This window comes from Streptomyces sp. NPDC040622 (assembly GCF_055593965.1).
In genome coordinates this window covers 726,019-747,472 of the sequence record NZ_JBVIXD010000001.1, presented here as the reverse complement: position 1 = coordinate 747,472, position 21,454 = coordinate 726,019, and the positions used below count along the sequence as shown (strand labels likewise).

The 21,454-nt window shown below is 72.9% G+C and carries 22 protein-coding genes; 7 read left to right on the top strand and 15 right to left on the bottom strand.

Annotated elements, in window-relative coordinates; genetic code table 11:
• Positions 1-75 precede the first annotated feature (75 nt).
• Both ACZ592_RS03240 and ACZ592_RS03235 read left to right on the top strand, forming a co-directional pair.
• Positions 76-651, top strand: a complete 576-nt coding sequence (locus ACZ592_RS03240; RefSeq protein ID WP_471579765.1) for a TerD family protein — start codon at positions 76-78, stop codon at positions 649-651.
• 48 nt (positions 652-699) lie between these two features.
• The gene (locus ACZ592_RS03235; protein WP_471579764.1) at positions 700-1,107 is read left to right on the top strand and encodes a CoA-binding protein; all 408 of its coding nucleotides are present in this window, start codon (positions 700-702) and stop codon (positions 1,105-1,107) included.
• A gap of 24 nt (positions 1,108-1,131) precedes the next feature.
• Here ACZ592_RS03235 and ACZ592_RS03230 read toward each other — a convergent pair whose 3' ends face one another.
• Both ACZ592_RS03230 and ACZ592_RS03225 read right to left on the bottom strand, forming a co-directional pair.
• A complete protein-coding gene (locus ACZ592_RS03230; protein ID WP_471579763.1) occupies positions 1,132-2,019 on the bottom strand; it encodes an alpha/beta fold hydrolase in 888 nt (295 codons plus the stop codon).
• Positions 2,020-2,079: 60 nt separating this feature from the next.
• Positions 2,080-3,141 (bottom strand): PucR family transcriptional regulator, encoded by a 1,062-nt coding sequence (locus tag ACZ592_RS03225; protein WP_471579762.1) that lies wholly within the window; start codon positions 3,139-3,141, stop codon positions 2,080-2,082.
• A gap of 167 nt (positions 3,142-3,308) precedes the next feature.
• Between ACZ592_RS03225 and ACZ592_RS03220 the strand changes: the two genes are divergently transcribed.
• Positions 3,309-3,749 carry a nitroreductase family deazaflavin-dependent oxidoreductase gene (locus ACZ592_RS03220; protein WP_471579761.1) on the top strand — a complete coding sequence of 147 codons (441 nt, stop codon included), beginning with the start codon at positions 3,309-3,311 and terminating at the stop codon, positions 3,747-3,749.
• A gap of 71 nt (positions 3,750-3,820) precedes the next feature.
• On the opposite strand, the gene ACZ592_RS03215 is transcribed toward ACZ592_RS03220, so the two are convergent.
• The 5 genes from ACZ592_RS03215 to ACZ592_RS03195 form a co-directional block, all read right to left on the bottom strand.
• A complete protein-coding gene (locus ACZ592_RS03215) occupies positions 3,821-4,411 on the bottom strand; it encodes a CGNR zinc finger domain-containing protein (RefSeq protein ID WP_471579760.1) in 591 nt (196 codons plus the stop codon).
• A 79-nt stretch (positions 4,412-4,490) separates the two neighbouring features.
• Entirely contained in the window at positions 4,491-5,648 is a 1,158-nt protein-coding gene (locus ACZ592_RS03210) for an oxidoreductase (protein WP_471579759.1), read from the bottom strand.
• An 88-nt stretch (positions 5,649-5,736) separates the two neighbouring features.
• Entirely contained in the window at positions 5,737-6,789 is a 1,053-nt protein-coding gene (locus ACZ592_RS03205; protein WP_471579758.1) for an LLM class flavin-dependent oxidoreductase, read from the bottom strand.
• Positions 6,789-7,325 (bottom strand): SRPBCC family protein, encoded by a 537-nt coding sequence (locus ACZ592_RS03200; RefSeq protein WP_471579757.1) that lies wholly within the window; start codon positions 7,323-7,325, stop codon positions 6,789-6,791. The genes ACZ592_RS03205 and ACZ592_RS03200 overlap by 1 nt, the downstream gene beginning before the upstream one ends.
• Positions 7,326-7,440: 115 nt before the next feature.
• A complete protein-coding gene (locus ACZ592_RS03195; RefSeq protein ID WP_471579756.1) occupies positions 7,441-7,938 on the bottom strand; it encodes a winged helix-turn-helix transcriptional regulator in 498 nt (165 codons plus the stop codon).
• A gap of 189 nt (positions 7,939-8,127) precedes the next feature.
• Here ACZ592_RS03195 and ACZ592_RS03190 point away from each other — a divergent pair, with 189 nt between their 5' ends.
• Positions 8,128-8,997 (top strand): AAA family ATPase, encoded by an 870-nt coding sequence (locus ACZ592_RS03190; RefSeq protein ID WP_471579755.1) that lies wholly within the window; start codon positions 8,128-8,130, stop codon positions 8,995-8,997.
• Positions 8,994-10,421 carry a VWA domain-containing protein gene (locus tag ACZ592_RS03185; protein WP_471579754.1) on the top strand — a complete coding sequence of 476 codons (1,428 nt, stop codon included), beginning with the start codon at positions 8,994-8,996 and terminating at the stop codon, positions 10,419-10,421. The genes ACZ592_RS03190 and ACZ592_RS03185 overlap by 4 nt, the downstream gene beginning before the upstream one ends.
• A 21-nt stretch (positions 10,422-10,442) precedes the next feature.
• Here the strand turns inward: ACZ592_RS03185 and ACZ592_RS03180 are convergent, their stop codons facing one another.
• From ACZ592_RS03180 to ACZ592_RS03150, 7 genes are all read right to left on the bottom strand, one after another.
• Complete coding sequence (locus ACZ592_RS03180; protein WP_471579753.1) at positions 10,443-11,681, bottom strand: carboxylesterase family protein; 1,239 nt, start codon at positions 11,679-11,681, stop codon at positions 10,443-10,445.
• 151 nt (positions 11,682-11,832) lie between these two features.
• On the bottom strand, positions 11,833-12,801 hold the full coding sequence (locus ACZ592_RS03175) for an anti-sigma factor RsbA family regulatory protein (RefSeq protein WP_471579752.1): 969 nt from the start codon (positions 12,799-12,801) through the stop codon (positions 11,833-11,835).
• A complete protein-coding gene (locus ACZ592_RS03170; protein WP_471579751.1) occupies positions 12,798-13,688 on the bottom strand; it encodes an MEDS domain-containing protein in 891 nt (296 codons plus the stop codon). Before ACZ592_RS03170 ends, ACZ592_RS03175 begins: the two co-directional genes overlap by 4 nt.
• Before the next feature lie 145 nt (positions 13,689-13,833).
• The gene (locus ACZ592_RS03165) at positions 13,834-15,009 is read right to left on the bottom strand and encodes an XdhC family protein (protein ID WP_471579750.1); all 1,176 of its coding nucleotides are present in this window, start codon (positions 15,007-15,009) and stop codon (positions 13,834-13,836) included.
• Entirely contained in the window at positions 15,002-17,161 is a 2,160-nt protein-coding gene (locus ACZ592_RS03160; RefSeq protein WP_471579749.1) for a xanthine dehydrogenase family protein molybdopterin-binding subunit, read from the bottom strand. Before ACZ592_RS03160 ends, ACZ592_RS03165 begins: the two co-directional genes overlap by 8 nt.
• On the bottom strand, positions 17,158-18,150 hold the full coding sequence (locus ACZ592_RS03155; RefSeq protein ID WP_471579748.1) for an FAD binding domain-containing protein: 993 nt from the start codon (positions 18,148-18,150) through the stop codon (positions 17,158-17,160). Before ACZ592_RS03155 ends, ACZ592_RS03160 begins: the two co-directional genes overlap by 4 nt.
• Positions 18,147-18,689 (bottom strand): 2Fe-2S iron-sulfur cluster-binding protein, encoded by a 543-nt coding sequence (locus ACZ592_RS03150; protein ID WP_471579747.1) that lies wholly within the window; start codon positions 18,687-18,689, stop codon positions 18,147-18,149. The genes ACZ592_RS03155 and ACZ592_RS03150 overlap by 4 nt, the downstream gene beginning before the upstream one ends.
• Positions 18,690-18,935: 246 nt before the next feature.
• On the opposite strand from ACZ592_RS03150, the gene ACZ592_RS03145 reads away from it, so the two are divergent.
• Positions 18,936-19,514, top strand: a complete 579-nt coding sequence (locus ACZ592_RS03145; protein WP_471579746.1) for a TetR/AcrR family transcriptional regulator — start codon at positions 18,936-18,938, stop codon at positions 19,512-19,514.
• On the opposite strand, the gene ACZ592_RS03140 is transcribed toward ACZ592_RS03145, so the two are convergent.
• Positions 19,477-20,424 (bottom strand): DNA-binding protein, encoded by a 948-nt coding sequence (locus tag ACZ592_RS03140; protein WP_471579745.1) that lies wholly within the window; start codon positions 20,422-20,424, stop codon positions 19,477-19,479. The two genes, ACZ592_RS03145 and ACZ592_RS03140, sit on opposite strands and share 38 nt — an antisense overlap.
• Before the next feature lie 333 nt (positions 20,425-20,757).
• On the opposite strand from ACZ592_RS03140, the gene ACZ592_RS03135 reads away from it, so the two are divergent.
• A complete protein-coding gene (locus tag ACZ592_RS03135) occupies positions 20,758-21,453 on the top strand; it encodes a type 1 glutamine amidotransferase domain-containing protein (RefSeq protein ID WP_471579744.1) in 696 nt (231 codons plus the stop codon).
• The last annotated feature ends 1 nt before the right edge of the window (position 21,454 follow it).

Here is a 21,454-nt window from a genome sequence, read left to right as displayed (position 1 = left end):
ACCGACTTCTACAGTCCTGTAGATTTCGGGGAGCCAGAATCCACCAACCAGAACTCTGAACCTCAGGAGGACATCGTGGGAGTTTCCCTGGCCAAGGGCGGCAACGTCTCGCTCAGCAAGGAGGCCCCGGGTCTCACCGCCGTGCTGGTCGGCCTCGGCTGGGATGTGCGCACCACGACCGGCACGGACTACGACCTGGACGCCAGCGCGCTGCTCTGCGACGACTCGGGCAAGGTCGTCTCCGACCAGCACTTCGTCTTCTACAACAACCTCACGAGCCCCGACGGCTCCGTCGAGCACACCGGTGACAACCTCACCGGTGAGGGCGAGGGCGACGACGAGGCCGTGAAGGTGAACCTCGCGCAGGTGCCCGCCGAGATCTCGAAGATCGTCTTCCCGGTGTCGATCCACGACGCCGAGAACCGCGGCCAGAGCTTCGGCCAGGTCCGCAACGCGTTCATCCGCGTGGTCAACCAGGCGGACAACGCGGAGATCGCCCGCTACGACCTCTCCGAGGACGCCTCGACGGAGACCGCCATGGTCTTCGGCGAGCTCTACCGCCACGGCGCGGAGTGGAAATTCCGCGCGGTGGGCCAGGGTTATGCCAGTGGGCTGCGCGGCATCGCGTCGGACTTCGGCGTGAACGTCTGAGCGCACGGCCCTGACGGCATCCGGCCGCGACCCTCGAGGAGGCAGGTCATGTACGGCGACCAGGAAACGGTGCGCAAGATCCTGACGGAGCTCGGCGACACCTGGGCCGTCGTGGGCCTGTCCAACAATCGCGACCGGGCGGCCTACAACGTCGCGGCCGTGCTGCAGCGCTTCGGCAAGCGCGTGGTGCCGGTCCACCCCAAGGCGGAGACGGTCCACGGCGAACAGGGATATCCGTCCCTGTCCGCCGTGCCGTTCCAGATCGACGTGGTGGACGTGTTCGTCAACAGCGCGCTGGCGGGTCAGGTCGCCGACGAAGCGGTCGCGGCGGGGGCGCAGGCCGTGTGGTTCCAGCTCGGTGTGCTCGACGAGCAGGCGTACGACAGGACCCGCGCGGCGGGCCTCGAGATGGTCATGGACCGCTGCCCCGCCATCGAGATCCCGAAGCTCGGCTGACCGGGCCGGGCCGGCCGACCGGCCTCAGCCTCCCGTGACGTGCGCCCGCACGGCATCGATGATGTCGGGCCAGAGTGCGCGGGGCCGGTCGTGCCCCATGTCGGGGACCAGGAGGAGCTTCGCGCCGGGCACGAGCTCCGCGGTGCGCTCCCCGCCGCTCGGGGTGATCAGCGTGTCGTCCAGACCGTGGATCACCAGGGTCGGCACCTGGAGCGTGCGGAGCCCGTCGGCGCGCGAGCCGTCGAGGATCATCGCACCGAGCTGCCGTCCGACCCCGGCCGGGCAGTACGCGCGGTCGTAGCTGTCGGCGGCCAGCTCACGAAGGAGCGCGGCATCGCCGTGGCGCCGGGAGGCCCACACCAGTTCACGGTCCGCCGCCGCGACGTATCCCGCGCGGTCCGCCGGCCTCGCGGCGAGCAGCACGGCCTGAGCCTCGGGCCGGGCCTGCCCGTACTCGGGTTCGCCGGTCGAGGACATCATCGAGGTCAGGGTCAGTACCCGGTCCGGCCGGGCGAGGGCCATCCTCTGAGCGATCATTCCGCCCATCGAGGACCCGACCACGTGAGCCCGTTCGATGCCCAGCGCGGTGAGCAGGTCAAGGCCGTCACCCGCCATGTCCTTCAAGGTGTACGGCACCATCGCCAGGGCGGATTCGATGTCCCCTGCACTCACGGCCGCGACGAACCGCCCCATGTCGACGGGGTCCTCGTCGAACTTCGTGGACAGCCCGCAGTCGCGGTTGTCGTAGCGGATGACGTAGTGGCCTCGGTCGGCCAGCGCGCGGCAGAAGTCCTCGTGCCAGGCGATCAGCTGGGAGCCGAATCCCATCACCAGCAGCACGGGCGGGTCACCGGGATCGCCGAACGTCTCGTACGTGAGGGAGATTCCGGGCGAGACTTCGACGAGCGGCATGCGTGGATCTTCGCAGCAACCGCCGTCGGAGCGCATCCGCGATATTGGCCGCCGGAGGCCTCAGAAGGGCTGGTCGGGCCAGTCGAGGAGCCGCGCCCCGATGACCGCGGTCTGCAGGGTGTAGCGGTGCACGGGGTCGGCCGGGTTGGCGCCGGTCAGCTGGTGGATGCGGTCCAGGCGGTACGTCAGGGCCCGCACGCTCAGCGACAGCCGGCGGGCCGCCTCCGCCGCGACGCAGCCCGCGTCGAAGAAGGCGGTGAGCGTGTCGATCAAGGGCTGCGCACCGCCGCGGGCCTGCCGCAACGGGCCGAGCGTGTGGACGACCAGGTCGGCCATGGCCTGCCGGTCACGGGTGAGCACGGGGTAGACGAGCAGATCGGCGGCGCGCAGCACCGGCCCCTCCAGCTCCAGGCGCGCGGCCAGGTCGAGCGCGTCGAGTGCTTCCTCGTACGACTGGACGACACCGCCGGGGCCGGGCTGCGGGCGGCCGATGACGACGCGGCCGCCGTCGGTGGCGGCGTACGCGTGCTTGGCGAAGAACGCGAGCACCTCACCCTGGTCGCCGGGTGCCACGCACACCAGCCGGCCGTCCTTCGTGGTGAGCAGGATGTTGCGGTCGCCGAACCGGGCGACCAGGGCGCGTTCGACGTCCCGGGGCACCGCGTCCCCGTCCTCGTAACCGCTGGGGCCCTGGGCGACGGCGACCGCGTGTTCGTAGGAGAGGCGCAGTCCGAAGCGGGCCGCGCGTTCGGCGAGCAGCCCGAGGTCGCTGCGCCCGTGGAGCAGGTCGTCGATGAACTCCCGCCGCGCGGTCTCCTCCCGGCGGACCGCGAGGCGCTGGGCGCGTTCGTACCCCTCGGCGAGAGCGTCGACGGCCTGCTCCGCGACGGCCAGCACGCTGTCCGCGGCGGCCGTCCGCGCGTCGGGCCAGTGCGCACGGGTCGCCGCCAGGTGGGCGCCCACCAGGGCCCGCAGCCCGAACCCCGCTTCGGCCGCCCGCTCCCCCAGCGCGCGCCGCGAGTCCAGCTCGTCGCGGGTCAGGCGGCGGCCGGTCGCCGCCGCGGCGGACAGGATGCGGGCATAGCCCTCGAGATACTCCTCGGGTATGCCGTGCCCCGTCATGTCCGCCCCCCGTACTGGTGATCCGCTGTCACCTGCGCCCATTGAATTGAGGCCTTTCTAACGCATAAGGGGTTCACACGTACCGACCGGGTCGCACCTCTGGACACATCCGGAACAATCCGTCACCGGACGGGAACAATCCGCGATCGCGCGGCGTTGGACAGGGCATGCCTCTGACTGGTGAATACAAGCCCGGTACGTGGGACTGGGCAAGCAAGCAGACCGAGCTGTACGAGAGCTCCGGCGGACAGGAGGGGACGACCCTCCAGGGCAAGCCGGTGATCGTGCTGACATCGGTCGGCGCCAAGAGCGGAAACCTCCGCAAGAACCCCTTGATGCGCGTCGAGCACGCCGGGGAGTACGCCGTGGTCGCGTCGAAGGGCGGCGACCCGGCGAACCCGTCCTGGTACCACAACCTGATCACGAACCCTCATGTGGAACTGCAGGACGGCCCGGTGAAGAAGGACTACCGCGCGCGGGTCGCCTCGGGCGAGGAGCGGGCGCTCTGGTGGGAGCGTGCGGTCGCGGTCTGGCCGGACTACGCCGAGTACCAGAAGAAGACGACCAGGGAGATCCCCCTCTTCGTCCTCACCCCGTTCGAGGCCTGACTCCGTTCGGGCGTGACTCCGTTCGGGGCGTGACCTCGTTCAGGGCGTGACCTCGTTCCGCCGCCCAGGGCCTACCGCTCCCGCTGCCGGGCGCGGTAGGCCCGCAGGTTCGCCGCGTTGCCACAGGTCTTGACGTCGTGCCAGACGCCGCTGTTGTTGCGGGAGCGGTCGTAGAAGGCGACACGGCAGAGCGGGTTGCGGCAGCACTTCAGACGGCGCCCGGTGTCGGCCCACTGTCCTTCGTACAGCTCCGCGAGGACCAACGCGACAAGCTGACGTCCGCCGGCCGCCGCGGGTTCAAGGCGTACGACACCGTCCTCGCCGAGTCGCAGCGCGACGGCGGCCGTGCGCTGCGGGACCGGCGAGGAATCACCGGCGCCGTCCCGCGTCGCCCGCGCGAAGGCTTCCAACAGGCCTTCGCGGAGGGCCCGGAGCTCGCGCGGCCCGTCGGCGTCCAGCGGCACGGGCGGCGCGGTGCGTCCGGTGACGGCCGCCCACTCGGTCGCGGCCCGGTCCGCCCAGCTCTGCGCGTCCGCCGGACCGGCGAGCAGGTCGGGGTGCGGGGGCGTGCCCGCGGGGACGGTGTTGAGCAGGTCCTGGACGAGCCCGAGGCCGCCGGGCGCGGGCTCCAGGCGGTACCGCTCGGTCGCCGACCAGCTCATGGTGGATCACTCTCCGGGGGTTCTCGCGGGGCGCCCCACTCTTTCACGCCGGTCGGCGCCCCTCCCCCGCCGGCCAGGGTCACACCAGGTCGCTCAGGAGCGCGGCGTCGTAGGGCACCGCCTCGTCGAGGCGGCCGGTGAGGGCCTTCCTCGGCCACTCGGGGTCGGCGACGACGGCGCGGGCGACGGCGACGAGGTCGAACTCGTCGCGCTCGAGGCGGTCGAGGAGCGGGGCGATGCCGGTGACGCCGGACCGCTGTGTACGTCCCGGCGCGCCCGCGAACTGCTGGGACAGGCCGACCGAGCCGACGGTGACCGAGGGCTTGCCGGTGAGCTTCTTCGCCCAGCCCGCGAGGTTGAGGTCGCTGCCATCGAACTCCGGGAGCCAGTAGCGCCGCGTCGAGGCGTGGAAGGCGTCCGCTCCCGCCTCGGCCAGCGGGCCGAGCAGCGCCTCCAGTTCCCGCGGCCCGTGCGCGATCCGCGCGTCGTAGTGGTCGGTCTTCCACTGCGAGAGGCGGAACAGAACCGGGAATCCGGGCGAGACCGCGGCCCGTACGGCGGCGACGATCTCGGCGGCGAACCGGGCGCGCGATGCGGGGTCGCCGCCGTAGACGTCGGTGCGGGTGTTCGTGCCGTGCCACAGGAAGCTGTCGATCAAGTAGCCGTGGGCACCGTGCAGTTCGACGCCGTCGAAGCCGATGCGCTCGGCGGCGGCCGCGGCCTCTGCGAAGGCGTGGACGACCGCGTCGATGTCGTCCAAGGTCATGGCCCTGCCGTGCGAACGCCCGTCGAGGTCGATGCCGGACGGGCCTTCCGCGGGGACGCCGGGCGGGCCGCCGGCGCCGGTCCGCAGCACGCCCGTGTGCCACAGCTGCGGCATGATCCTGCCGCCCGCCGCGTGGACCCGCTCGACCACGGCCGCCCAGCCCGCCAGGGCCCGCTCGCCATGGAAGTGCGGCACGCCGTCGTAGGCGGCGGCCGCGTCGCGCCGCACGTAGGTGCCCTCCGTGACGATCAGGCCCGCACCGCCCGCCGCCCGCCGTGCGTAGTACGCCGCGACGTCCTCGCCGGGCACGCCGTCCGGCGAGAAGCGGCGGGTCACCGCGGCCATCGCGATGCGGTTGCGCAGCGTCAGGCCGCCGAGGGTCAGGGGCCTGCCCAACAGGCGTGCCGCACGCGCCGCGCCCTCGTCGCCCGCCACAGCCTCCGCGGCCTTCGCCGCCTCCGTGGTCTCCATGCCAGGTCCCTCCGCCTTCGCCGGTCCCGAGTACGGGAATACGAAAGAAGCGTAACCCTTTTACCTCTGTCGCCTCAGGTGGCCTGCCTCACACCGTCGATGTCTCGTGCACCAGCTCGACGGCCCGCCCCAGCGTGGTCAGCCGCGCGTCGAGCGTGTCGCCCGCCGGATAGAGGCGGACCGTGTCGACTCCCGCGGCACGCCAGACACGCAGCCGCTCGCGCACCATCTCCTCCGTGCCGATCAGCGTGGTCGCGAGCACCATCTCGTCGCTCACGAGAGCCGCCGCGCCGTCCCGGTCCCCGCCCTGCCACCGCTCGCGGACCGCGGCGGCGACCTCGGCCCAGCCCTGCCTGCTGTAGGCGCCGTTGTAGAAGTTGGTCGTGGCGGAGCCCATCCCGCCGAGGCTGAAGGCGAGTTCCTTCTTGCGTCCGGCGACCATGGCACTCAGGGCGTCCTCGTCGTCGGCGAACGCCACTTCGGCGCCCTGGCAGATGTCGAGGTCGGCGCGGGTGCGGCCGGCCGCGGAGAGCCCCGCGTCCAAATGGTCGAAGTACGCCTCCTTGGCACCTTCCGGCACGAAGCTGGTGCCGAGCCAGCCGTCCGCGACCTCGCCCGTCAGGTGGAGCATCTTCGGTGAGAGGGTGGCGAGGTAGATCGGCAGGTCGTGCTCGGGGCGCAGGGACAGGCGCATGGGCCTGCCCTCGCCCCCGGGCAGCGGAATGGTGAACTCCCGCCCCTCGTGGACGATCTTCTCGCCCGCCGCCGCCCGCCGGACGATCTCCACGGTCTCCCGCATCCGGGCGAGCGGACGCGCGAACGGCACGCCGTGCAGCCCCTCGATGACCTGCGGCCCCGACGGGCCGAGCCCCAGCAGGAAGCGCCCCTCGGAGATCTGCGCGAGGGTGAGTGCCGCCCGGGCGATGGCGACGGGCGAGCGGGTGGCGAGCTGGATGATCCCGGAGCCGAGCAGCATGCGTTCGGTGCGGGCCGCCAAGTAGCCGAGCGGGGACGGCGCTTCGGACCCCCAGGCCTCCGCGACCCAGCAGATGTCCATGCCCAGCTTCTCGGCCTCGGTGACGAAGTCGACCGTCTCCCGCCAGTTCGCGCCGGACGCCTCGATCGTGGTCGACGTACGCATCACACACGCACCCCTTCCACGGTCGACGTGCCCTCGGCCAGTGTCTTGATCGCCTCGACCGTGGCCGTCATGCTCCGCTCGAACTCCCGCAGCCGCACGAACACGATCTTCTGCTCCTTGTCCGGCATCCGCTCGATCGCGAGGGAGAGGCCCGAACGGCCGGGCCCCATCCGCATCCACTGCGTCAGGAGCGTCCCGCCGTCGTCCCGCGCCGCGAGCGCGAACCGCCACAGCGCACTGGGCTCCTCCGGGTCGCTCACCGCCCAGGAGAACTCCCGCGGGGCCTCGCAGGCGACGACGTACGAGGTGGTCTCCCACTCCCCCAGCGAGTCGTGCCGGCTGCGCCCGGTGAAGCGCGCGCCGGGCTCGGGCCCGGTCGCCCCGTCCAGCCACGCGACCGACTGCAGTTCCCCGCTCAGCGCGGGCATCAGTCCGATGTCGGAGACCAGCTCCCACACCCGCCGCGGTGGCGCGGCGATCCGCCCGCACACCTCGACCGTCGGCCCGTCTGCATAGCGCGCACCCGTCCACTCCATCGAAGACTGCCCTCCATGTCGTCTGTGAGCTTGAGAGTTGCGTAGATAGACTCACTCGTCAAGGGTCAGGAACCGTCGGTCGGGAAGAGCCGCGGGCGCCCGGGGCCGGGCGCCTTCAGCGGCTGAAGCGCGCCTTCACGTCCGCGCGTTCGGCGAGGCGGGGCGGGTAGCCGGGGCCGAGGCGCGGGGTCGTGTTCGCGGCCGTCATCGGCTCCTTGCAGTCGGCGCAGACGACTTCGGCCCGGCTCTCGTGACCGCAGCGGTCGTGGTGGAAGACGACCGGGGCGCCCTCCTCCCCGCTCAGCCAGCGGTCGCCCCAGCTGTTCATGGCGGCGAGGACGCCGAAGAAGTCGCGGCCCTTCTCCGTGAGGACGTAGTCGTGGCGCACCGGGTCGCGCTGGTAGGCCTGCTTCTCCAGGAGGCCTTCGTCGACGAGACGGCGCAGCCGGTCGGTGAGGGTGTTGCGGGCGATGCCGAGCTCCCGCTGGAAGGCGTCGAAGCGCTTGATGCCGTAGAACGCCTCGCGCAGGACGAGCGGTGTCCACCAGTCGCCGAGCAGATCCATCGTGCGGGCGATGGAACACGGCCAGTTCGCAAAGGAAGTCCGCCTCATGGCGCCAGCATACGAAGGTCTCACGATGAAACCCACTCGCCGTGGCGCCCGCAGCGCGCGGCCCGCTCGGCGTGATGTTCGACGCAAACGGCCCGCGTCCGTTGTGGGCGGCGGCCTGCGGCTGATCGGGTACGGGTGCCGGGCACGAAGCGAGGCGGCGTGCGCACCAGGAGAGCAGGAGAGACACCCATGACGACCGGGTACTTCACGTCCGTCGACGACGTCGCGGCCCGGCTGGCCACGACCGGCTATCTGGCCTCGCCCTCCGTCGCCACCACCGTCTTCCTCGCGGACCGGCTCGGCAAGCCCCTGCTGGTGGAGGGCCCGGCCGGGGTGGGCAAGACGGAGCTGGCCAAGGCCGTCGCCGAGGTCGCGGGCGCACGGCTCGTACGGCTGCAGTGCTACGAGGGCGTCGACGAGTCGCGCGCGCTGTACGAGTGGAACCACGCCAAGCAGTTGCTGCGCATCACCGCGGGCCGCGACGAGTCGTGGGACGAGACGCGCACCGACATCTTCGGCGAGGAGTTCCTGCTCTCCCGGCCGCTGCTCACCGCGATCCGCGGCGGCGAGCCGAAGGTCCTGCTGATCGACGAGACGGACAAGGCCGACGTCGAGGTCGAGGGCCTGCTCCTGGAGGTCCTCAGCGACTTCCAGGTCACGGTGCCCGAGCTCGGCACGATCAGCGCGGAGCGCCGCCCGTTCGTCGTGCTCACCTCCAACGCGAGCCGTGAGCTGTCCGAAGCCCTGCGCCGTCGCTGTCTCTTCCTCCACATCGGCTACCCCGAGGAGGAGTTGGAGCGGCGCATCGTCCGCATGAAGGTGCCCGGTCTCGACGAGGCGCTCGCCACGTCGGTGGTGCGGGTGATCGGCGCGCTGCGCGCCATGGACCTGCGCAAGGCCCCTTCGGTCGCGGAGACCGTCGACTGGGCGCGTACGCTCCTCGCGCTCGGCGCGGACACGCTGGACGAGAGCGTCGTGCGCGACAGTCTCGGCGTCGTCCTCAAGCACCAGGACGACGTCCTGAAGGCCGCCGCCAAGCTTGATGTGGACGCCGTGTGACGGCGCCGCCTCAGCGCCCCTCCGGGGTCCCCGCCGACGGACTGACCGGGCGTCTGACCGGTCTGGTGCACGCCCTGCGTTCGCACGGACTGCGCATCGGCCCGGGCGAGAGCGCCGACGCCGCGGCCGCCCTGACGGTGCTCGGCCTCGCCGACCGGGAGCGGGTCAGGGAGGGACTGGCCGCCGCGCTCCTCCACGCGCAGAGCCAGCGCGCGGTCTTCGACCCGGTCTTCGAGCTGTACTTTCCGCTGGGCGTCGGCGCGCCGGACGGCAGCGACCGCGCCCACCAGGACGGGAGCGACGCCGACCGGGACGCGCTGCGCGAACGGCTCGTCGCCGCCCTCGCCGCGGGCGACCAGGCGCTCCTCGGCCGACTGGCGGGCGAGGCGGTGGACGGCTTCGGCGGGTACGGCTCGTCCTCGGCGGGCTCCGACGGCTGGTCGTCGCTCCAGACGCTGAGCCGGCTGCGGCCCGAAACCCTGCTCACCCGCGTCCTGGCGGCCCTCCGCGCCGGGTCCACCGGACAGCGGACCGGTGCGGCCGCGTTCACGGACCGCCTGGAAGCCGACGAGATGCGGCGCAGGATCGAAGGGTTCCGCGAACTCGTCCGCACCGAGGCGCGCCGCCGGGTCGCCGAGCGGCGCGGCACGCGGGAGATCGCCGAGCGCGCCGTGGCGACCACCGCGGACCGCGTCGACTTCCTCGTCGCCGGCCGCGCCCACTTGGACGAACTCCGCAGGGCCGTCCACCCGTTGGCCCGCAAGCTCGCGACCCGCCTCGCCGCCCGGCGCCGACGGAACGCGCGCGGCACCATCGACCTGCGCCGCACCCTGCGCGGCTCACTGTCGACCGGCGGCGTGCCGATGCGCCCGGTGCTGCGGCGCCGCAGACCCGCGCGCCCCGAACTGGTGCTGCTGTGCGACGTGTCCGGCTCGGTGGCGGGATTCGCCAACTTCACGATGCTGCTCGTGCAGGCCCTGCACGACCAGTTCAGCAAGGTCCGCGTGTTCGCCTTCGTCAACCGTGTCGACGAGGTGACGGGCCTGCTCACCCACGGCGCCGCCGACCCGGCGGGCCTCGTCGGCAAGATCCTCGGGCAGGCCACGGTCACGGGCCGGCACGGCAGCAGCGACTACGGCATCTCGCTCGGCGAGTTCGCCGAGCGGTACCTCGACGCGGTCGGACCGCGCGCCACGGTCTTCGTCCTCGGCGACGCCCGGACGAACATGAGCGATCCGAACCTCCCCGCGCTGCGGCACATCGCCGAGCGGGCCCGGCGGGTCTACTGGCTCAACCCGGAGCAGCGCGCACAGTGGTCGACCGGCGACTCGGCTGCGCACGCGTACGCCGAAATCGTGGAGATGCACGAGTGCCGCGACGCGCGCCGGCTGAGCGGACTGATCGCGCGGCTGCTGCCGGTCTGACGCCTCCCTTCCGTGCCGCCGCTACGCCGCCGGCCCCGGCACCGGTCCCGGCCCGCAGACCAGCGGGGCCGGAGTGGGGCCGGGGGTCCCGGTGCGGGCGAACGCGGTCCAGGACGCGCGCAAGGCCCTGCCGAGACGGTCGACGTCCTGCCACGGGGTGTCCCCCAGCATCGGGGAGTCGCGCCAGGCGTCGCGGGTGCCGAAGAGCAGGGGCAGCTCCAGGCAGTGGGTGGCACCGAACGGGGATCCCCCCGGACGCCAGTCGAGGCGGTACGCGTGCACCTGGGCGCCCGCGCGGGCCAGCCGCTCCCCCAGCCGGACGAGCGGCACCTCGTACACCTCACGGGTGCGTTCCACCGGGTCCTCGCCCGGTCCGGTCAGGGCGGTCATGTCGTCGGCGTTCCAGCCGTACAGGACGTCGAGGCCGCGAACGTTCTCCTCGAAGGCGGTGTCCGTCGCGGGAAAGGGCGCGATCTCCTCCACCGGGATGAACGCGGGCTCCATCGGCCGGCCCGCCTCGCGCAGGTGGGCCTGGGCCGTCCCGCCCTGGGCCGCGAGGATCGCGGGGACGCCTGCCGTGCGCGGGTCCGTGCCGAGCAGGTCGGCGAAGAGCCGGCCGAGGGCGAGGGACTCCTTGTGCGGACGGGCGGTGATCTCCAGGGGAGCGCTCTGCAGGACCGCCCGGCGAAAGAGGCCGCGCGCCTCGGGCAACTCCAGCAGGAGCCGGATGGAGATGGCCCCTGCCGACTGCCCCACCACCGTGACGTTCGCGGGGTCGCCGCCGTACCCGGCGATGTGTTCCCGCACCCACCGCAACGCCTCCACCTGGTCGTACAGGCCGAGGTTCCCTTCGCTCACCCCGTCGAGGCAGAGGTAACCGAGCGCCCCCACACGGTAGTTGACACTGACGACCACCACATCGCCCTCGTCCGCGAGGACCCCGCCGTCGTACCAGCCCATGAGCCCGGCGCCGCTGCTGAACGCGCCGCCGTGCAGCCAGACGAGCACCGGCCTCGCGCCCGCGTCCCGGGCCGGCGTGGCGATCGACAGGTTGAGGCAGTCCTCGCCCTGGGGGTGGGTGTCCCGGGGGCGGCCCATCACCGCGTCGAGCCTGGACGGCGGCTGCGGACATATCTCACCGCTGGACGGGCGCGGGTCGCCCGCCGGTACCGGCCGGGGCCGGGCGAAGCGCTCCGCGGTGGCGTAGCGGATCGGTCCGGTGCGGATCACTTGTGTACGGGACGGGGTCGTGTCGGTCATGGCGGTGCACCTTCCGTGGCGAGTGCGGCTCAGCGGCTCGATCTGGCGAAGTCTCCGTCACCAGGCAGAACGACGCCACCGGTTCGCCACCGGTGATCCTCCCGGGCCCCCTCGCCGGCTCACCGGCTCGCCGACTCGCCGACTCGCCGCCTCACCGTCGGAAGTGGATCCGCACCTCCGCCCCGTCGTCGCCGAGCCGCTCGGTGACCAGATCGCTCAACTGCCGTACGACCCACAGGCCGTGGCCCGTGGTCGCCTGCGGGTCGGGCGGCACGTGCCCCAGGTAGCCCGTCTCCCGCAGCGAGGCCGCGGGACGGCCGCCGCCCACGTCGACGACCTCGCACACCACCCAGTCGGAGTCGCTCCACAGCCTCAGCACGCCGCGGCCGCCGCCGAAGCGCACGGCGTTCAGCACCGCCTCGTGGACGGCGGCCGCCATGTCGCGTGCGCGGTCGTCGGCGATTCGGCAGCGCCGCGCGTACTCGGCGACCGCCAGCCGCGCCGCCACCGACTCGCCCCGGACGAAGGACACTTCGCGGGGCCGCACGGCGGGCCGGGGATCTTCCGGAGAGGTACGGGCGAGTTCGTCGCACTCGGCGTAGAAGTCGGCCGGGTCGGCGTAGTGCCCCTGTGCCGTCCGCCCGGCGGAGGAGGTCACTTCCGGGTGGGTCCGCCGGGCACTGGCGATCACTCCGTCGGGCAGCAGCCGGGCGTCGTAGGGGCACACGATCCAGTGACCCGAGTCGGCGAACGCCACGTTGATCAGCGATTCGTAGCGCATCCACTCCCGGGTCTCGACGGGCGTGCGGCCGCTCCACACCGGTTCGCCGATGACGCGGACGCGTCGGGTACCGCCCTCGTCGTGCTCGGCGCAGTAGGCGTTGTAGCGGCCCAGCGTGCGGGACGGGAAGTGGTACCAGTCCAGGGCGTCGACGAAGTCGACCTCCCGGGCGGCGCCGCCGAGGGCGTCCCGCAGCAGTGCGATGTTGTCCCCTCGCACGACGACGAGCACCGCCTCCCCGGCGGCGAGTCCGTCCCTGACGAAGCCGGCCGTGCCGGACAGGAACTCCGCGTCCGAGGCGTAGCACAGCGCCTGATGGTCGAAGCCGGTGCGCTTCATGACTGCTCGTGGCCCTTTCCCATGTCCAGGCCGGGGATACGGTCCCAGCCGGTCACCTGCATGACCCTCCGCACGTGCGGCGCGACCCCGTCCAGGATCAGTCCGCCGCCCAGCGCGTAGAGGCCGAGGCCCGTGAAGACGAGCAGCCGCAGCGCGCAGACGTCGATGAAGGTGAGTTCGCGCAGGTCGAGCCGCGTGCGGTGCGGATCGTCCGCCCGACCGGTGGCCCGCTCGACCTCGGCGCGCAGGGCGCGGGCCATCGCGGTGACGTTGCTGTCGTCCACCTCCCCGCACAGGGCGAGGCCGGGCGGCGTGAACGTCCGGGTGATGCGCAGCAGTTCGTCCTGCCACACGTCGTCGGCGACCACCCTGCCGTGGTGCAGGGCGTCGAGCGCGGCCAGCTCGCTCGGGGCGAAGCGGCGGCGGTCGTACTGGCAGAGGCCAAGGACGGGAAGCGTCGCGAAGAGGGGGGCGAGGAGACGCTCGGCGTCGCAGAGCCCCTGGGGCGGTTCGACGCCCGGTCGGGGAGCCACTTCCAGGGCGACCCGCAGGCCGATGAAGCCGTCGGCCGCCGCGGCATCGGCCTCGCGGCGCACCAGGCCGTCGAGGTCACGCAGACCCGCAGCCGTCAGCCCGGAGTTGGTGCGCAGTCTGCCTGCGGCCAGCGCCCCCGCCACATCGCAGCCCTCGCGCCGAAGGAAGCCGAGCAGGGTGGCGGGCTGCTCGTCGACCGAGGTCAGGAGCAGCCCGCGCTGGCCGCTGGCCAGGGCGTCCAGGAGGAACGCGGCGAGTACCGCCTCGCGTTCCTCCTCCGCGTGGTAGCCGAGGAACAGATGATCCCCAGGCCGCATCTGCCCCACTGCTCGCAGGGCAGGAGCGGTGTCCATCCTCACGCACCCCCTCCGCACAGCGCCCGCCGCACCGCTACCCGATGTGGCTGAACGATTACACGGTACGCATCCGCGGTGCCCGCCGGAACGGACTACGGCGATCCGGTGATCTGCCCGCAGCGGAGCGGGAGTTCACCACCGGTCAGGTCAGCACGCCGGCCCGCGACGGCGCCCCGCCCGGGACGTCGTGGTGGATCGGCGTCCGTGCGCCGGTCAGCGGCCGGCCCGTGCCGCCCTGCCGCACCGCGACGATCTCCGCCGCGATGGACAGGGCGGTCTCCTCGGGCGTACGGGCCCCGAGGTCGAGGCCGATCGGCGAGCGGAGGAGGGCCAGTTCGTCCTCGGTGACGCCCACCTCGCGCAGCCTGCGGTTGCGGTCCTCGTGCGTGCGGCGCGAACCCATCGCGCCGACGAACGCGACGGGCAGCCGCAGCGCCGCCGCGAGGAGCGGCACGTCGAACTTCGCGTCGTGGGTGAGCACACACAGGACGGTACGGCTGTCCGTGCCGGTGCGGCGGAGGTAGCGGTGCGGCCATTCGACGACGATGTCGTCGGCCTCCGGGAAGCGCGCCGGGGTGGCGAACACCGGGCGGGCGTCGCACACCGTGACGTGGTAGCCGAGGAACTTGCCCGTGCGGACCAGGGCCGCCGCGAAGTCGACGGCCCCGAACACGATCATGCGGGGTGGCGGCACGCTCGACTCGACGAGGACCGTCACCTCGCTGCCGCAGTGCGCGCCGCTCTCGGAGACGACGAACTCCCCGGTGCGGCCCGCCGCCAGCAGGGCGCGGCTCTCCCCCACCGCGGTGCGGTCGAGGTCCGGATGCCCGCCCAGTGTCCCGTCCGACGACCCGCCGGACCGCTCTTCGCCCGCTCCCGCCGGAAGCACCAGGAGCGGCCTGCCGAGCAGTGCGGCCGGGCCGCGGAACACCCGGGCCAGGGCCGCCGTGCCGCCGCCCGCGGCGGCCGAGAGCGCGGCGGCGTACACCGCCCGGTCCGGCGCGTCCGCGGCCACCGGGGTGACCAGGACCTCGATGACACCGCCGCAGGTCAGACCGACCGCGAAGGCGTCCTCGTCGCTGTAGCCGAACCGCTCGACGGTGGCCTCGCCGTCCTGGAGGGCCTGGACGCACAGGTCGTAGACCGCCCCCTCCACACAGCCGCCGGAGACCGAGCCGATGACCGCTCCCTCGCCGTCGACGGCGAGGGCTGCGCCGGGACCGCGCGGCGCGCTGCCGCCGGTGGTGACGACGGTGGCGACGGCGAAGTCCCGGCCCTCCTGGACCCAGCGGTTCAGGTCCTCGGCGATGTCAAGCACGGGCGCCTTCCCCGAGTCCCGCCTCCGTGGTGCCGGGCGTGGTCCCCGCGAGCAGGACGCGGTCGGGGCGGATCGGCAGGGACCGGTGGCGGACGCCCGTCGCGTGCCAGACCGCGTTGGCGACCGCCGCCGCCGCGCCCACGATGCCGATCTCACCGATGCCCTTGATGCCGACCGGGTCGTCCGCGTCGAGGTCGGGCACCCAGTCCGCCTCGATGCGCGGCACGTCGGCATTGGCCGCGATGTGGTAGCCGGCGAGGTCGGGGCCGACGAGACCGCCGGACACCCGGTCCCGGACCGCCTCCTCGTGGAGGGCCATGGACAGGCCCCAGGTCATGCCGCCGATGAACTGGCTGCGGGCGGTCAGCGGGTTGACGATCCGGCCCGCGGCGAAGATGCCGAGCATCCGGCGCACGCGTACCTCGCCGCTGGTGACATCGACCGCGACCTCGGCGAACTGGGCGCCGAAGGAGTGACGTTCCTTCTCCCCGAGCGTGCCGATGACGTCGCTGGTGTCCGACCGTGCCGTGATGCCCTCGGGCGGAATCTCCCCGCCGGGCACCAGCTTCTCGCGCAGCTCGCGCGCAGCGATCGTGACCGCCCAGCCCCAGGAGCGGGTGCCCATGGAGCCGCCCGCGATCATCGCGGGCCCGAAGTCGCTGTCGGCGATGCGGACATGGACCCGGTCCGGTGCCACCTCCAGCGCGTCGGCGGCGATCAGCGTGAGCGCGGTCCGCGCGCCGGTGCCGACGTCCGCGGCGGTGATCCGCACGGTGAAGGTGTCGTCGGCCTCCGCCGTCACGGCCGCCGTGCTCGGGGCGACGAGCACGGGGAAGGTCGCCGCGGCCGTGCCGGTGCCGAGCAGCCAGCGCCCTTCGCGGCGCACCGCGGGGCGCGGGTCGCGGTCCGCCCAGCCGAACCTGCGGGCGCCCTCGTCGAAGCACGCGAGGAGGTTGCGGCTGCTGAAGGGCAGGCCGGAGACCGGGCCCACGTCCGGTTCGTTGCGGACCCGCAGCGCGATGGGGTCGATGCCGCACTTCTCGGCGAGCTCGTCCATCGCGGACTCCACCGCGAACGACCCCGGTGCCTCGCCGGGCGCACGCACGTAGGTCGGCGTCGGCACGTCGAGCCGTACGACACGGTTGACGGTGTGGTGCGCGTCGGCCGCGTACATGGGACGTGCGAACCCGGCACTCGTCTCGACGAACTCGTGGACGGTCGAGGACAGGCTCTGCCCCTGGTGGTCGAAGGCGAGCAGCCTTCCGTCCGGCTCGGCGCCGAGCCGGACGCGCTGGGTGGTGGGGCTGCGGTAGCCGACCAGCGAGAACATCTGGCGGCGCGTCATCACGACGCGCACGGGCCGGTCCAGGGTGGTCGCCGCCATCACGGCGAGGACCTGGTGGATCCGCAGGCCCTTGGACCCGAAGGCGCCGCCGACGTGCTCGGACAGCACGCGCACCGAGGCCGGGTCGAGGGAGAACAGCTTCGCCAGTTCGTCGGCCACCCAGGTACTGCCCTGGTTGGAGTCGACGACTTCGAGGCGGCCGTCGTCCCAGCGCGCCGTCGCGGCGTGCGGCTCCATCGAGGTGTGGTGCTCCTCAGGGGTGGTGTACTGCGCGTCCACGACGTGGGTGGCCGCGGCGAGCCGGGATTCCAGATCGCCCTTCTCCTTCCGCATCCCGTCGGCGTCCGGTGTGTACGTCCCGGGGCGTCCGGCGGAGAACGCGACGTCGTGCGGCTCCTGGTCGTAGTGGACGACCAGCGCCTCGGCGGCCTCCCTGGCCTGTTCGGACGTCTCGGCGACGACGAGCGCCACCGGCCAGCCCACGAAGGGCACCCGGTCGTTCTGGAAGGCCTCGACGATCGGGTCGGGGCGCCCGAGCATGCCCACGTAGTCCGCGTCGACCCGCGGCGCGTTCCCGTGGTGCAGCACGGCCAGGACGCCCGGCATCTCCAGGACGGGGGCCGCGTCGACCTCGCGGACGCGGCCGCGGGCGATCGTGGACAGCGCGAGCCAGCCGTGGGCGAGGTCGGCGAAGGGGATCTCGCCGGCGTAGCGGGCCGCGCCTGTGACCTTCTCGACGCCCTCGATGCGGGTGTGCGCGGTGCCGACGGCGCCGGTCACCGCGGTGGTCACGGTGGTCGTGGTCATCGGGCGGCCTCCTCGGTGAGTTCGGTCAGCAGGGCCACGACGAGGTTGCGCGTGAGCGTCACCTTGTAGCCGTTGTCGGGCAGCGCGCGGGCGGCGGCCAGTTCGGCGTCGGCCGCGGCGGCGAAGGCGGTGGCGGTCGCCGGGCCGCCGATCAGCGCGCGCTCCGCCGCGCGGGCCCGCCACGGCCGGGACGCGACCGCGCCGAGGCCGATGCGTACGTCCCGGACGATCCCGTCCCGTACGTCCAGGGCGGCGGCGATCGAGCCGATGGCGAACGCGTAGGACGCGCGCTCGCGCACCTTGCGGTAGCGGGATACGGCGGCGACCGGGGCGGGCGGCAGGGTGACGCCGGTGATGAGCGCGCCGGGGGGCAGCGCGGTCTCCAGGTGCGGGGTGTCGCCGACCGGCAGGTAGAAGTCGGCGATCGGCAGCGCGCCGGGGCCGTCCGCCGTCTCGTAGTGGACGATCGCGTCGAAGGCGGTCAGGGCCACGCCCATGTCGGAGGGGTGCACGGCCACGCAGTGCTCGGTGGCGCCGAGGATCGCGTGGTTGTGGTGCTCGCCCTCGACGGCGGAGCAGCCGGTGCCAGGGGCGCGCTTGTTGCAGGGCTTGCTCAGGTCGGTGAAGTAGCCGCAGCGGGTGCGCTGGAGGAGGTTCCCGCCGACCGTCGCCATGTTGCGCAGCTGGCCCGAGGCTCCCGCGAGGACGGCCTGTGTCAGTGCCGGGTAGCGGCCGCGCACGTCGTGGTGGGCCGCGAGGTCGCTGTTGGTGACGGTCGCGCCGATGCGCAGCCCGCCGTCGTCAGTGGTCTCGATCTGGTCCAGGGGCAGTTCGCGTACGTCGACGAGGAGCGTGGGCCGCTCGACGCCGGTCTTCATCAGGTCGACGAGGTTGGTGCCCCCGCCGAGGTAACGGGCGTCGGGGTCGGCGCCGAGCACGGCGACCGCGCCGGGCACGTCGTGGACCCGCCGGTAGTCGAAGTCCCTCATACCGCTTCCTCCTCGGCGCGCGCCGCCTTGGCGACGGCCTCCACGATCGACACGTACGCGCCGCAGCGGCACAGGTTGCCGCTCATCCGCTCGCGGATCTCCTCGGCGGTGAGCTCGGGCACCCCCGCCTCGGGCCGCACGTCGCTGGTGGCAGCGCTCGGCCAGCCGGCGGCGTGCTCCTCGATGGCACCGAGGGCGGAACAGATCTGGCCGGGTGTGCAGTAGCCGCACTGGAACCCGTCGAACTCGAGGAAGGCCTGCTGGACCGGGTGCAGCCGGTCGCCGTCCGCGACCCCCTCGATGGTGGTTATCACTCTGTCTTCCGCGGCGACCGCGAGCTGCAGGCAGGAGACGGCTCGACGGCCGTCGATCAGTACCGTGCAGGCCCCGCACTGTCCCTGGTCGCAGCCCTTCTTGGTGCCGGTCAGGTCGAGCCGCTCGCGCAGCGCGTCGAGCAGGGTGGTGCGGTGGTCGACGGACAGTGTGTGCTTCTCGCCGTTGATGTTCAGGGTGACGGCACTGGACGTCGATGGAGCCATGAGCGGCCTTCTTTCGCGAATCGCGTCGAACGAGGCGGTCCCGAGGTGAGGTTCGGGACGAAAATGGCGCTGTACAGGAGAAGGGGGGGGCCGTCGTCCGGGAAGCAGGGGTCCCCAGTGGGCGCGGCGGCAGGTATAGTGACCCTAAGTGGACAGGTGTCCACTAACGGATGAAGTTACCGGACAGCTGTCCGGTAATCAAGGCACAACCAGGCCGTAATGCGTACCGCGCGGAATGGAGAGCGAATGGGCAGGCACCAGAACCCGCCCCTGCGCTCGGACGCCCAGCGCAACCGCGAGCGGATCCTCGAGGTGGCCCTGGCGGAGCTGACCCGTGCGAGCGACGCGCCGCTCAGCGTGATCGCGAAGAAGGCGGGCGTCGGGCAGGGCACCTTCTACCGCAACTTCCCCAACCGCGAGTCGCTCGTCCTCGAGGTGTACCGCTACGAGGTCCAGCAAGTCTCCGACGCGGCCTGCCAGTTGCTGGAGACCCGCCCGCCCGACCGGGCCCTGCGGGAGTGGATGGACCGCCTCGTCCGGTACGCGATGGCCAAGGCGGGGCTCGCCGACGCCATACGCAAGGCCACGAGCACGCTCGGCAGCCTCGCCGGGGTGGGGCCGGGACCGTTGACCGAGGCCATCGCGCACCTGCTGCGGGCGAACGAGGAGGCGGGCACCATCCGGCCCGGCGTCAGCCCCGACGACTTCCTCCTCGCCATCGCCGGCCTCTGGCACATCGACCCGCACGGCGACTGGGAGGCACGGGCCGGCCGCCTGATGGACCTGGTCATGGACGGACTGCGGGCGGGCGCACCCGGACGCTGAGCAGTTCCAGGAGGTGGACCGCCGCGTCGCGCGCCGCGGGCGGGGCGTCCGTGCGGTGGCGCAGCCGAATCGCCGTGCCCCCCAGTGACTCCCTCGTACGGGCCGATCCGATGCGCTCCACGCCGGGCGCGAGTTCCCCGACGAGATCCCCGACGTCCCGCCAGGCTCCGGCCCCCACGAGCGCGGACAGCAACTCCGCGGCGAACAGGCCGCGGTAGGAGGGCCCGCCGGGGGCGGTGGCGGCGCGGTGCAGGAGGGGGACGGCGCGTTCCCAGTGGCGCAGTCTGGCCAGAACCCATCCCTGGTGACCGAGGAGTTCCGTCTCGTCGATCCACCACGCCCAGCCGGGATCGCTGGCGGACACGCCGTCCAGGAAGCGGCCGTGAGCCCGGCGGATCAGGTCGACAGGGGTGCGGTCCTCGCCCAGCAGGGCGATCGCGTGGGCCTGCCGGATCAGGACGAGCGCGGCGACCCGGGCCGGGAGCGGGCGCGGCCCCGGTACGCGCGACACGGTCTCCAGGGCGGCTCTCGGGCACCCCGCGTGGGTCTGGAGCATGCCGTGGTTCAACAGGACGAGTCGGGCCGTCCAGCGGTCGCCGCAGAGGTCCGCCAGGGCCAGCGCCCGCACGTTCGCCCGGTGGGCCCGGCGGTGGAACCCCGCGTCGAACAGGATCCACCCCATGACCTCGCACAACTCGGCGACGGCGGAGAGCAGTTCACTGCCCGCCGCGTACAGGCGCGCGGGCCCGGCGGTCAGCTCGGGGACCTGGCGCAGGGCCGCGTCGATCGCGGGCACGGCGGCACTCGCCCCGCGCTCGGCGTCCAGGGCCAGCAGCCGCCGCGTGGCGCGTACGACATCGGGGACCGAGGAGGTGCGCGCGGCGCTCGGACCGCCCACCCGGCGCCTCACGGCCGGCCCCGCACCGCTCCGGCTCGCCGGACGCCCCCTCCGCGCATGGTCCCCGCTCCCCCGTTCGGCCCGTCACGTCGGCCCCGGCCGAGTCGCTTCAGTCTGCCCCAGCGGCCCGCCGACTGTGCCACCAGCCCCCCGGACCACCAGGGGTATCGGATTTCCGATACCTCCTATTACTTTCATCATTGGATCCCTATGCCTGAGCGGTTTACCGTCGAGGACATCGCCGTACTGACGATCTGGCTGCAGAACGTCAGAGTGCCCGGAACGTCAGTGCGCGCCCGACCGTCCACCGGCCCCGCACCGGGCCCGCCCCTCGGAGAGCACCGCATGTCGAAGATCCTGTTCGTAGTCACCGGCGTCGACCACTGGACGCTGGCCGACGGCACCCGGCACCCGACCGGTTTCTGGGCCGAGGAGGCCGTCGCCCCGTACGAGGCGTTCAAGGCCGCGGGACACGAGGTCGTCGTCGCCACCCCGGGCGGCGTCGTGCCGACCGTCGACGGCGGCTCCCTGACCCCGGAGGTCAACGGCGGCCAGGAAGGGGCCCAGCAGGTCGCCGCCTCGCTCGCCGCGTTCACGGAGCTCCAGCAGCCGATCGCGCTGGCGGACGTGGACTTCGACGACTACGCCGCCGTTTTCTACCCCGGCGGTCACGGCCCCATGGAGGACCTGGCCGTCGACGCCCTCTCCGGCAGCCTGCTCACGCTCGCGCTGGAGACCGGCAAGCCGCTCGGCATCGTCTGCCACGCGCCCGCCGCACTCCTGGCGGCCGTCTCCCCCGACGGCTCCCCGTCCTTCGCGGGCTACCGCCTGACCGGGTTCACGAACGCCGAGGAGACCCAGGCGGGCCTCGCCGACCGGGCCAAGTGGCTGCTCCAGGACCGTCTGGTGCAGGGCGGCGCCGACTTCCGGGAGGGCGAGCCCTGGGCCCCGCACGTGGTCGTCGACCGCAACCTGGTGACCGGCCAGAACCCGGCGTCCTCCGCCCCGCTCGCGGCCGCCCTCCTCGAACAGCTGGCCTGAG

Excerpts from the sequence above, each read along its gene's own strand:
- ACZ592_RS03155 (WP_471579748.1), bottom strand. The coding sequence starts at position 18,150 with ATGAGGGACTTCGACTACCGGCGGGTCCACGACGTGCCCGGCGCGGTC.
- ACZ592_RS03230 (WP_471579763.1), bottom strand. The coding sequence starts at position 2,019 with ATGCCGCTCGTCGAAGTCTCGCCCGGAATCTCCCTCACGTACGAGACG.
- ACZ592_RS03205 (WP_471579758.1), bottom strand. The coding sequence starts at position 6,789 with ATGCGTACGTCGACCACGATCGAGGCGTCCGGCGCGAACTGGCGGGAG.
- ACZ592_RS03200 (WP_471579757.1), bottom strand. The coding sequence starts at position 7,325 with ATGGAGTGGACGGGTGCGCGCTATGCAGACGGGCCGACGGTCGAGGTG.
- ACZ592_RS03150 (WP_471579747.1), bottom strand. The coding sequence starts at position 18,689 with ATGGCTCCATCGACGTCCAGTGCCGTCACCCTGAACATCAACGGCGAG.
- ACZ592_RS03160 (WP_471579749.1), bottom strand. The coding sequence starts at position 17,161 with ATGACCACGACCACCGTGACCACCGCGGTGACCGGCGCCGTCGGCACC.
- ACZ592_RS03235 (WP_471579764.1), top strand. The coding sequence starts at position 700 with ATGTACGGCGACCAGGAAACGGTGCGCAAGATCCTGACGGAGCTCGGC.
- ACZ592_RS03180 (WP_471579753.1), bottom strand. The coding sequence starts at position 11,681 with ATGACCGACACGACCCCGTCCCGTACACAAGTGATCCGCACCGGACCG.
- ACZ592_RS03190 (WP_471579755.1), top strand. The coding sequence starts at position 8,128 with ATGACGACCGGGTACTTCACGTCCGTCGACGACGTCGCGGCCCGGCTG.
- ACZ592_RS03170 (WP_471579751.1), bottom strand. The coding sequence starts at position 13,688 with ATGGACACCGCTCCTGCCCTGCGAGCAGTGGGGCAGATGCGGCCTGGG.
- ACZ592_RS03225 (WP_471579762.1), bottom strand. The coding sequence starts at position 3,141 with ATGACGGGGCACGGCATACCCGAGGAGTATCTCGAGGGCTATGCCCGC.
- ACZ592_RS03135 (WP_471579744.1), top strand. The coding sequence starts at position 20,758 with ATGTCGAAGATCCTGTTCGTAGTCACCGGCGTCGACCACTGGACGCTG.
- ACZ592_RS03145 (WP_471579746.1), top strand. The coding sequence starts at position 18,936 with ATGGGCAGGCACCAGAACCCGCCCCTGCGCTCGGACGCCCAGCGCAAC.
- ACZ592_RS03215 (WP_471579760.1), bottom strand. The coding sequence starts at position 4,411 with ATGAGCTGGTCGGCGACCGAGCGGTACCGCCTGGAGCCCGCGCCCGGC.
- ACZ592_RS03175 (WP_471579752.1), bottom strand. The coding sequence starts at position 12,801 with ATGAAGCGCACCGGCTTCGACCATCAGGCGCTGTGCTACGCCTCGGAC.
- ACZ592_RS03195 (WP_471579756.1), bottom strand. The coding sequence starts at position 7,938 with ATGAGGCGGACTTCCTTTGCGAACTGGCCGTGTTCCATCGCCCGCACG.
- ACZ592_RS03220 (WP_471579761.1), top strand. The coding sequence starts at position 3,309 with ATGCCTCTGACTGGTGAATACAAGCCCGGTACGTGGGACTGGGCAAGC.
- ACZ592_RS03210 (WP_471579759.1), bottom strand. The coding sequence starts at position 5,648 with ATGGAGACCACGGAGGCGGCGAAGGCCGCGGAGGCTGTGGCGGGCGAC.